The sequence below is a fragment of the Pantoea sp. CFCC18179 genome, from assembly GCF_059412405.1.
On sequence record NZ_JBNBPM010000036.1, the window covers coordinates 1 to 2,690 of the forward strand.

A 2,690-nucleotide genomic window follows, 5' to 3' on the forward strand; every position below is an offset into this window, starting at 1 on the left:
CCGCCGCGTGGGACGTACCGCAACATGACCACCGCGCCGGAGATGAGCAGGCACACACCCGACCGCAACGCGGGCGTCCTCAGCGGCCACGTCTTTTTGTGGCCAGTGAACGCGCGGGCGAAAGCCCGCTGCAGGGGTTGACCTGGCCGTTGCCATCAGACCCTAGCCGGCAGGCCCGAACCCCGCAGGGATTCGGCGGAGCTTACCGGCGCAGCCGGTTAGCGGAGTGGGGCTGACGACCCGGCAACGCCGGGGAGCCGGAGGGGGCCATCAGGCTGTTCATGCCTTTGACCTTCATGGACAGGAAACCGGAGAAGCAGCTGCAGCACAGAACAGGGATTAACAGCAGCAGGAAGCAGAGAGAGAAGACCGTGAGACAGCGTCCCGGAGAGAGAAAGCGCAGGCGAAGGGAGAGAGACGGTGCGTCAGCACCGTCTTCCCCCGGCCCGCAGGGCCGCCCGCTTTTACAGCGGTGCCCGATACCGACATGATGACATTTACCGATTGCGGGCATAAAAAAGCCCCTGCCGGGGCTATTAAATTTGGTCGTTGCGCTTTTTCTTCCTGTCTCTGCGATTCTCGACACACCAGACAAGATTACTGTATAAGCCCGCCAGACCCCCTATGAGAGCTAAAACTGAAGCAGCGACTAACAGCTTTAATAGTGTTTCACCTTCTGGCACAGTCACTATTTCCGGCATTACCGCTCCTCAGATGTATGCACTTTTATAACGGTTTCAGCCTCATGTGGATTTTGCTGCTCTTTACGCATTTCCCTACGTTCTCCGTAGGTTCGCAACATTTCATAAAGCCCGTTAAGCAGATAGGCTACTGAAAAGAATACTAAAACATTAAACCATGTGCCTAGTTCCGTTACCGGTCCTGTTTCGATCATGTCTCATCCTTACTTGTCCGGTTACTTTATGAGCTATGCCGCGATTCAGCTATGCCGCCACTCATAAACGCAACAACCAGTGTAAAAATGCCGCCAGTCATCAGCACAGTTTGCAGAATCAGTCCGGCCTCTTTCGTCGCGTCAGAAACTGAATACCAGTCCGGATTTGCAAACATTATTGCGGTGAAAAACACCCTAAAAAAGCCTGGGACAAACATTATCCAGCAACCCGCCGCAACATAATCCAGGCGCATATTACGTTTCAGCCACTTGCCCAGTCGGGTTTTATTGCCAAAACTATCACTCTTCCCAAAATGAATGCTGCGCGCGGTCATTAACACCCATAGATCCGCCACGGTAAACAGCGCTGTCAGCCAGGTTGTATAGTCCATTTTCAGTCTCCTTAAGTGGCTGTAAATAACATTCAGTCTGCATATCTACAGCGCACATTAGTCCGGTCAGGTCGTCCGTTACCAGAGCTTCACTGATAGCCCAGCACCTTCATTAACAGCACGGTAATGGTCGCCACGGCGCCAATCATGCCAGTTGAAACCGCCACGGGATACCAGAACGTCTCGCGGTTCAGTTTGCCCGCCTCTGCGTTCAGCTTCTGCGTTTCCGCCATCAGTTTGGCGATCTCCGCGTTGATTCGGTTACTGTTCAGCTCGTTCATATCGGTTGCCGACATCCGTCAGTTCTCCCTTTCGGGCAGGGCCGCAGCCTTTCTGCGCCCTGCTGTCAGTATATCCCGCTGGCCTGTCACACACCACGCCAGCGAACAAAAAGCATTCAAAGTAGTTAACCGTGCGACAGCCTTTAGCTCTGCTGCCAGCGGTTAGTGATCATGCCTGGGATAACCCTGTAACCCATGTCGAACTCAAGCACGGCTACCGGCCAGCTTTCGCGCAGATAAATGCGCAGCCCTTCCGGCTCGTCGGTCGGCTCATGAATAACGCTACACATGCCCAGTTCTTCCCACGGCACGGCGCTGAATCCGGCAAACTTTCCGGCCTCGCAGATATAGGCGTACAGCTCCATAAACTGTGCCGCCGTCAGGGTGTCATGCTCCGGCGCGGGCGACGCCAGCGCAGAGAGATTTACAGCCGGGATCGCGTGTGCGAGGATACGTGTATCAGACATAAAGTTAACTCCTTCGTGTTTTGATGCTGGCCGAACCGTGTTGCTGCACGCCCGGCCGTTAAGAGAGCAGGCTCAGGCCTGCTTTTTTAATGCGCGTTTTTCCCCGCCATTGCCAGCACGGCACTCAGCACCAGTTCTGCATGTCTCTTTGAGGCGTAGTCCCGGCACTCAAAATAGCGGCCTCGAATGTGCGCAAAAATGTGCGTCACCTTGCCCGAATACATTTCGCTACACTTGAACGTCTCGCCTGCGGGGGTTGATTTCCAGTCCAGCGGCGGCAGCACGGTCAGCTGATCGTTCCAGCGCGCCTCGGTAATTTCCTCCCACGGTCTGAAAAGACGCGTACAAAACAGGGCATCCGCCTCGGATTCGGTCATCAGCGCCATGTCGTCGTACTGCAATTGCAGTTCTTCCAGCGTTTCAAAGTTAAATATTGCTACGATGCTCCCGTCTTTAAGCGGAATCGCCTGGCTGAATATCTTGCCCGTATCGACGCGCACGAATACCAGGTTGTCACCAGGTTTGCCCTGGCTTTTAACCCATGTTTTGGAAGATTCTGAAGCGGCGACGTTGACGTTTTGTGTGTGCATGCTGGTTCTCCTGTCAGGTGGTTAATTCATGTTTCGGTTAGTTCCTCGCGGCAAAGGGCTGAGAA

At 54.4% G+C, this 2,690-nt stretch carries 5 protein-coding genes; all 5 read right to left on the reverse strand.

The features are described from left to right. Positions 1–700: 700 nt before the first annotated feature. On the reverse strand, positions 701–895 hold the full coding sequence (locus ACPUC7_RS24310; RefSeq protein ID WP_312123575.1) for a hypothetical protein: 195 nt from the start codon (positions 893–895) through the stop codon (positions 701–703). Between the two features lie 26 nt (positions 896–921). Then, positions 922–1,287 carry a hypothetical protein gene (locus tag ACPUC7_RS24315; protein ID WP_312123576.1) on the reverse strand — a complete coding sequence of 122 codons (366 nt, stop codon included), beginning with the start codon at positions 1,285–1,287 and terminating at the stop codon, positions 922–924. 89 nt (positions 1,288–1,376) lie between these two features. Next, on the reverse strand, positions 1,377–1,583 hold the full coding sequence (locus tag ACPUC7_RS24320) for a hypothetical protein (RefSeq protein WP_312123577.1): 207 nt from the start codon (positions 1,581–1,583) through the stop codon (positions 1,377–1,379). A 128-nt stretch (positions 1,584–1,711) separates the two neighbouring features. Then, entirely contained in the window at positions 1,712–2,035 is a 324-nt protein-coding gene (locus tag ACPUC7_RS24325; protein WP_494924849.1) for a hypothetical protein, read from the reverse strand. An 86-nt stretch (positions 2,036–2,121) separates the two neighbouring features. After that, complete coding sequence (locus ACPUC7_RS24330; protein ID WP_346303793.1) at positions 2,122–2,625, reverse strand: hypothetical protein; 504 nt, start codon at positions 2,623–2,625, stop codon at positions 2,122–2,124. Positions 2,626–2,690: the final 65 nt, after the last annotated feature.